Annotated in this window: 8 protein-coding genes; 4 read left to right on the forward strand and 4 right to left on the reverse strand. The window is 34.9% G+C overall.

Annotated elements, in window-relative coordinates; genetic code table 11:
• The 3 genes from gldF to Q0L65_RS03780 form a co-directional block, all read right to left on the reverse strand.
• Window positions 1-625 (reverse strand): gliding motility-associated ABC transporter permease subunit GldF (gldF, locus tag Q0L65_RS03770; protein WP_296683653.1); only part of this gene is annotated, 625 nt, incomplete at its 3' end.
• A gap of 63 nt (window positions 626-688) precedes the next feature.
• Window positions 689-985: an antibiotic biosynthesis monooxygenase family protein gene (locus Q0L65_RS03775; RefSeq protein WP_296683656.1), complete on the reverse strand. Its 297-nt coding sequence runs from the start codon at window positions 983-985 to the stop codon at window positions 689-691.
• Between the two features lie 7 nt (window positions 986-992).
• Entirely contained in the window at window positions 993-1823 is an 831-nt protein-coding gene (locus Q0L65_RS03780) for an SAM-dependent chlorinase/fluorinase (RefSeq protein WP_296683659.1), read from the reverse strand.
• A 173-nt stretch (window positions 1824-1996) separates the two neighbouring features.
• Between Q0L65_RS03780 and Q0L65_RS03785 the strand changes: the two genes are divergently transcribed.
• The 3 genes from Q0L65_RS03785 (at window position 1997) to Q0L65_RS03795 (ending at window position 4808) form a co-directional block, all read left to right on the forward strand.
• The gene (locus tag Q0L65_RS03785) at window positions 1997-2947 is read left to right on the forward strand and encodes a PhoH family protein (RefSeq protein ID WP_296683661.1); all 951 of its coding nucleotides are present in this window, start codon (window positions 1997-1999) and stop codon (window positions 2945-2947) included.
• A 21-nt stretch (window positions 2948-2968) separates the two neighbouring features.
• Window positions 2969-3784, forward strand: coding sequence for a Cof-type HAD-IIB family hydrolase (locus Q0L65_RS03790; protein ID WP_296683664.1), 816 nt, complete (start codon window positions 2969-2971; stop codon window positions 3782-3784).
• Between the two features lie 73 nt (window positions 3785-3857).
• A complete protein-coding gene (locus tag Q0L65_RS03795; RefSeq protein ID WP_296683665.1) occupies window positions 3858-4808 on the forward strand; it encodes a phosphoribosylaminoimidazolesuccinocarboxamide synthase in 951 nt (316 codons plus the stop codon).
• A gap of 142 nt (window positions 4809-4950) precedes the next feature.
• Here the strand turns inward: Q0L65_RS03795 and Q0L65_RS03800 are convergent, their stop codons facing one another.
• Window positions 4951-6039: a M42 family metallopeptidase gene (locus Q0L65_RS03800; protein ID WP_296683668.1), complete on the reverse strand. Its 1089-nt coding sequence runs from the start codon at window positions 6037-6039 to the stop codon at window positions 4951-4953.
• A gap of 83 nt (window positions 6040-6122) precedes the next feature.
• Between Q0L65_RS03800 and Q0L65_RS03805 the strand changes: the two genes are divergently transcribed.
• Window positions 6123-6800 (forward strand): DUF4294 domain-containing protein, encoded by a 678-nt coding sequence (locus Q0L65_RS03805; protein ID WP_296683670.1) that lies wholly within the window; start codon window positions 6123-6125, stop codon window positions 6798-6800.
• The last annotated feature ends 148 nt before the right edge of the window (window positions 6801-6948 follow it).

A 6948-nucleotide genomic window follows, 5' to 3' on the forward strand; every position in this document is an offset into this window, starting at 1 on the left:
TCATACTTTTAAAATGATCTTGCATCCCTAAATAAGCAATTGTATTTGAAAAATTTGGAGTGACCGATGCCAATCCTTCAAAACCAAAAAAGAACAAAAAGCATAAAAATACAGCAACGATGAAGGCAACAATTTGATTCTCTGAAAGTGTCGAGGTGAAAATTCCGATAGCAGCATAGGCTCCAATTAGGAAAAGCAATCCAAAATACGATCCTAAAGTACTGCCCATATCAATATTTCCTTCGGGCATTCCTACACTGGAAATGGCTTCTACATAAATGAAAGTAGGTACAATTGCCATGCAAATTAGAAGTATTGCTCCTAAGAATTTTCCGGAGACAATTTCCCAGACACTTAAGGGTTTGGTAAGCAATAATTCTAATGTTCCTTGTTTTTTTTCATCCGAAAAACTGCGCATAGTTACCGCAGGAATTAAGAAAATCAGAATCCAAGGTGACAATGTGAAAAACGGAGTCAAATCAGCAAATCCAGAGTTTAAGATATTGTAATCTCCTTCAAAGACCCAAAGAAAGAGTCCGTTTAAAATAAGGAAAATAGCAATCACCAAATAGCCTATTGGTGAGCCAAAGAATGATTTTATTTCACGTAATACGATTGATTTCATATGGTCATTGCGAGTGATTTATACTTTCATTGCGAGGAACGAAGCAATCTCAAACTTATTTTTTTATATTAAACTTGCTAATTTATCAACACTCCAAGCTTCGGGTTTGTCGTTGAATAGTTTCTTGGTAAAATCCCAAACTTCATTAAAAAGATCCGATTTTCTATAGTTTTCCAAATCCTCTTCGCTTTCCCAATAACTATAGGTAAAGAAAATAGATGCGTTGTTTTTGTCTTGATACAATTCTAATAAACGGTTTCCAGGGAAATTTCGTATTTGATTTTTAACCAATTCAAAATTTTCTAAAAAAGAAGGGATATTTTCCTCATGAAAACTCAATTTTACGATGCGTACCAACATAGCCGAATTAATTTTTAAATTGTATTAAAACCACATCTCTGTAACTCAAACCTAGTAGACTATTAGCGGAACCAATTTTTGAAGGATTACTTCTGAAAACAGCAATTTCTAAAAAACCAGCTTCGTTAAAAATAGCCAACTTTTCTCCTTCATAATTCTTTATCGCATATTTTTCATTGGTTGCAATCGCAGAATAGTTAGGTAAAATAGTTTTGATATTTTTTGTTTTCATGACAATCTCATAGGGCCTTCCTTTGGCCACATCTAGAAATTGTTTTTTAGAAATGTTGGTTACCACATTACCAAAATGATCAATATAAATCACATTTCCTTTGATAGAATTGAAGTCGGTTGCCACAGTGGCTTGTAATCCAGTTACTGCTTTTAATTGGGTAATTTCTTTGCCCACAACATTCAGTAACCCTCCTTTAGATAAATGACAAGCTACTTTTACAAATACATCCAAATCAGTAGCGTCATTGTGTAAACGGTCGTGAATAGTAATTGCAACCATTTTTTGAGGCACTACTTTTTGCGTAAGCATACTCAAAATACCATTATCAGCCCCGATGAAATACTGATCGTTCCATTGGATGGCAATGTGTTGATTTTCTTTGTTTTGCTCGCTGTCTACACCAATAATGTGCACTGTTCCTTTTGGGAAACTACTATAAGCAGCTCCAATAATGTAACTGGCTTCAAGTATGTTGAATGGATCGATGTCGTGCGAGATATCAATGATTGTCGTTTCTGGATATTCAGATATAATTTTCCCTTTCAGAGCACCTACAAAGTGATCTTTCAAGCCGTAATCGGTAGTAAGGGTAATTATTGACATAATTTTGTTTATAAGTATTGGGGTTGGGTAAGCCTAATTTTCATTAAATTTGAGAATTGCAAAGCTAACAATAGTAAATTCAAAAACGAAATAAAGAAAAATATTTTCTAATTTGAACCTTTAATTATTTTAGATATGCATAAGATGAATTAATCTACTAAATACTACCACTTTTGAACGAAAGAATAATTGAATTGGTTGATATCGCTCCAAAGGAATTTTGGGGAGACCAAGATGCTCATTTGGAAATCATTAAAAAATACTATCCTAAATTAAAAATAGTAGCTCGTGGAACTACCCTGAAAGCTTTTGGTGAAAAAGAAGTATTGGATGAGTTTGAAAAACGATTTCAGCGATTAATGCTACATTTTAGTCGCTATAATAATATAGACGATAATGTAATTGAACGTGTTATTTTAGGAGATGGTCAGGATGAACGAAAAATTCAAGGACATGACAAAATTTTAGTTCATGGTGTGGGAGGAAAACTGATTAAAGCATTGACTCCAAACCAACAGTTATTAGTAGATACCTTAGGTAAAAATGATATGGTTTTTGCCGTAGGACCAGCAGGAACAGGTAAAACATATACCGGTGTGGCAATGGCTGTAAAAGCGTTGAAAGAAAAAGAAGTCAAACGAATTATTTTGACTCGACCAGCAGTTGAGGCAGGTGAAAATCTTGGTTTTTTACCTGGAGATATGAAGGAAAAACTGGATCCATACATGCAACCTTTGTATGACGCATTACGTGATATGTTGCCTAATGAAAAAATTGAAGATTATATTTTAAAAGGAATTATCCAGATTGCACCTTTAGCTTTTATGCGTGGACGAACATTGGATAATGCTTTTGTTATTTTAGATGAGGCACAAAACACTACCCATTCTCAAATGAAAATGTTCTTAACCCGTATGGGTAAGAATGCTAAGTTCATGATTACGGGAGATCCTGGTCAAGTCGACTTGCCTCGCCGAACCATTTCAGGTTTAAAAGAAGCGCTTTTAGTTTTGAAAGATGTTGAGGGAATTGGGATCATTTATTTGGATGACAAAGATGTGGTGCGCCACCGATTGGTTAAAAAAGTAATCGAAGCCTATAAAAAGATAGAAAATAACGATTAATAAAGGTCGAAGAGTTACAAAATGATTAAAGAAAATTGTAAGGTTATTATTAGTGATTTAGATGGTACATTGTTGAATAATCACCATACTATTTCAGACTACACAAAATCAGTATTTCAAGAATTACACCAACAAAATTATTTGATAGTAGTGGCTACAGGTCGTCATCATTTGGATGCGATGCCTTTAGTTGAAAAATTAGGAGTGCCGTTGTATTTAGTTACTTCCAATGGAGCGAGAATTCATTCCCCCTCAAAAGAATTGCTTTTTTCGATCAATATGGAAAGCGATACGGTGCAATCAGTTTTATCGTTAGCTATTGACCCAGACATTACAACGGTTTTATTTCGAGAAGATATTTGGCAAACGAACAGACATAATGAAAAACTAAATAGTTTTCAAAAAGAAGTAACCTATCATCCTCAATTAGTTGATTTCAAAGAATTAGAAGATTATGGAGCCATAAAAATTTTCTTTACTCATGAAAATCACGATAAATTAGTTGCTGTTCGGGATATGATTTTAGAACAACATCCAGAAACGTTCAATCATGCCTTTAGTCTTCCTATCTGTTTGGAATTTATGGATAAAGCAGTAGATAAAAGTGTTGCTATTGCTAAAATTTTAGAGTTAGAAAATTTAGACTTTACTCATACTATTGCTTTTGGAGACGGCTTCAATGACGAAATGATGCTTGCTACGTCTGGGAAAGGATTTGTCATGGGGAATGCTCCCGAAACTTTAAAAAATAAATTATCTCATTTAGAAGTAATTGCTACCAATCATGAAGATGGAGTGGCAAAACATTTGTATGAGCAATTATTAGCAACAAAATAAGTTTAAAAATTCACTTCCATTCTCCATGAAATAATGCTAAATTTGCAGCCATTACAAACAACACAATTATATAATGAGTACTACAATAACAACTACGCACTTTAATTTTCCGGGTCAAAAATCAGTGTATCGCGGAAAAGTCCGTGAGGTGTACAATATAAATGATGATTTATTAGTCATGATTGCTACCGATAGATTATCGGCGTTTGATGTGGTTTTACCAAAAGGGATTCCGTACAAAGGACAGATCTTAAATCAAATCGCAACTCAATTTATGAAGATGACGCAAGACATCGTTCCAAATTGGTTAATAGCAACACCAGATCCTAATGTGGCTGTAGGTTATTTATGTGAACCTTTCAAAGTAGAAATGGTAATTCGTGGGTATGTTTCCGGACATGCAGCCAGAGAATATGCCGCAGGAAAAAGAACGCTTTGTGGAGTAACAATGTCCGAAGGATTGAAAGAAAACGACAAATTTCCTACGCCGATAATTACGCCAACAACCAAAGCAGATAATGGTTCGCATGACGAAGATATTTCTAGAGAAGCTATTTTGTCAAAAGGCATTGTGTCTGAAGAAGATTATTTAGTTTTAGAGCAATATACGAGAGCTTTGTTTCAAAGAGGTACTGAAATTGCAGCCAGTCGTGGATTGATTTTAGTGGATACCAAATATGAGTTTGGTAAAACCAAAGATGGTCAAATCGTGTTGATTGATGAAATTCACACTCCCGATTCATCCCGTTATTTTTATGCTGAAGGTTATCAGGAAAGACAAGATAGAGGAGAGGAACAAAAACAATTGTCTAAAGAATTTGTGCGTCGTTGGTTAATTGAAAATGGTTTTCAAGGGCAAGAAGGGCAACAAATTCCAGATATGACCGATTCTTATATTGAATCTGTTTCAGAAAGATACATTGAATTGTATGAAAATATCTTAGGAGAGAAGTTTGTTAAAGCTGACATTAGTAATATTAATGAACGAATTGAAAAGAATGTTTTAGCGTTCTTGGAAAAATAGATAAGTATTTGATTCGATATCAAAAAAAAAACGCAATTCGTAAGAATTGCGTTTTTTTTAGCCCCGATAGTAGAGGAAATCCTTTTTCTTTTTTCTTTAAAAAGGAAAAGATTGAAGCGGATAGCGGGATTAGCTCCTAAAATTATTTGAAATAAGAAAAGGTTTCCTCGTTTTCTATTTTTAACAAGGTTTCATAAATCAATTGGATTACATTTTCTACGTCTTCGCGGTGTACCATTTCCACTGTCGTGTGCATGTATCGCAAAGGAAGCGAAATCAGAGCCGAAGCCACGCCGCCATTGCTGTAAGCAAAAGCATCTGTATCGGTTCCGGTAACTCTTGACGAAGCTAGTCGCTGAAAAGGAATGTTCTTTTCAGTAGCAGTATTTAAAATTAATTCTCTTAAATTATTCTGTACCGCAGGAGCGTAAGTAATAACTGGACCTTTGCCAATTTTTGTTTCTCCTTCAACTTTTTTGTCAATCATTGGAGTAGTGGAGTCGTGGCAAACATCGGTTACAATGGCTACATTAGGTTTGATGGTTTGCGTGATCATTTCGGCTCCACGCAATCCCACTTCTTCTTGAACCGAGTTGGTTATGTACAGTCCAAAAGGTAATTTTTTGCCATTTTCGTGTAACAAACGAGCTACTTCAGCAATCATGAATCCGCCCATACGGTTGTCAATAGCACGACAAACAAATTTATTTTCGTTCAACACCATAAACTCGTCAGGATAGGTAATTACGCATCCCACGTGTACACCTAGTTTTTCTACCTGTTCTTTGTTTTCGCAGCCACAGTCAATAAAGATGTTGTCGGTTTTAGCGACTTCTTCTTTTCCTCGCATTCTAGTATGAATGGCAGGCCAGCCAAAAACACCTTTTACAATTCCGTTTTTAGTATGAATGTTTACACGTTTAGAAGGTGCAATTTGATGATCGGAACCACCATTTCGAATGACATAAATCAATCCGTCATCCGTAATATAGTTGACATACCAAGCAATTTCGTCCGCATGACCTTCAATCACTACTTTATAAGGCGCATCCGGATTGATGATTCCTACGGCAGTTCCATAAGTGTCGGTAATAAAGGTATCTACATAGGGTTTCACATAATCCATCCAGATTTTTTGTCCTTCGGCTTCAAAACCTGTTGGCGAAGCATTATTAAGGTAGCTTTCTAAAAAGGCAATCGAATTTTTGTTTAATATTGATTCAGTGCTCATAAAATATTTTTTTTTGCTAAATTATAAATTTGGCATTACAGTTGTGTATAGATTGTCTAATTTTGCAATTAAATTTTTCAACTATGAAGAGTATTAAAATTCTTATTTTCTTTATTTTCGTTTCTACAGCAGTTAAAGCACAAGTGACTCCAAAAGACACTACTAAAATGGGATATGTTTTAACAGAAAACGATACCATTTTGAATGACACAATTGAACTTCCTGAAATTATTGTTCGAAAAGAAAAGTTAGATGTAGAGGCAAGAAAGCAGTTTCAATTACTTCAAAACCGAGTTTATAGAGCTTATCCTTATGCTAAAATCACATCCGAAAGATTAACTGCCTTAAATAAAGGGATGGAAAATCTTAAAACCGAAAAAGAGAAAAAGAAATATTTTAAAATTGTAGAGAACTATTTAACGAATGAGTTTGAAGCAAAACTCAAAAAATTATCCCGTAAGCAAGGGCAAATTTTAGTCAAATTAATCCATCGTCAAACAGGTACAACAACTTACGATTTGATAACCAATCTTAAAAGTGGTTGGAAAGCGTTCTGGTCTAATGTAACCGCTAGAATGTTTGATATTAATTTAAAGACAAAATACGACCCTTACGAAAATAACGAAGATTACCTTATAGAATCCATCTTAGTATATGCTTTTGAAACAGGTCGATTACAAAATCAACCGCCAGTAATTAAAGTAGATTTTAATGATTTAAGTACTACTTGGCAAGCCAAAGTAAGTGCTGCAAATAAATAATTTGCTATGCTAAGCCTGTCAAAGTAGGGCGTTTCCTGTTGGCTTCGTGACCTCGCCAAGACAGGTCGGGCTATTCGCTACAAGTCCTCGCTGTTGCGCTATGCTTCACATGCTGTGGGCTTTTCGCTGCTATCCCTAACGCGGGTTC

The sequence above is a fragment of the Flavobacterium sp. genome, from assembly GCF_024642105.1.
GTDB lineage: Bacteria > Bacteroidota > Bacteroidia > Flavobacteriales > Flavobacteriaceae > Flavobacterium.

What these genes read in the sequence shown, in the direction of transcription:
- Q0L65_RS03775 (WP_296683656.1), bottom strand. Translation starts at nt 985, where the DNA reads ATGTTGGTACGCATCGTAAAATTGAGTTTTCATGAGGAAAATATCCCT.
- Q0L65_RS03780 (WP_296683659.1), bottom strand. Translation starts at nt 1,823, where the DNA reads ATGTCAATAATTACCCTTACTACCGATTACGGCTTGAAAGATCACTTT.
- Q0L65_RS03790 (WP_296683664.1), top strand. Translation starts at nt 2,969, where the DNA reads ATGATTAAAGAAAATTGTAAGGTTATTATTAGTGATTTAGATGGTACA.
- Q0L65_RS03795 (WP_296683665.1), top strand. Translation starts at nt 3,858, where the DNA reads ATGAGTACTACAATAACAACTACGCACTTTAATTTTCCGGGTCAAAAA.
- Q0L65_RS03800 (WP_296683668.1), bottom strand. Translation starts at nt 6,039, where the DNA reads ATGAGCACTGAATCAATATTAAACAAAAATTCGATTGCCTTTTTAGAA.
- Q0L65_RS03805 (WP_296683670.1), top strand. Translation starts at nt 6,123, where the DNA reads ATGAAGAGTATTAAAATTCTTATTTTCTTTATTTTCGTTTCTACAGCA.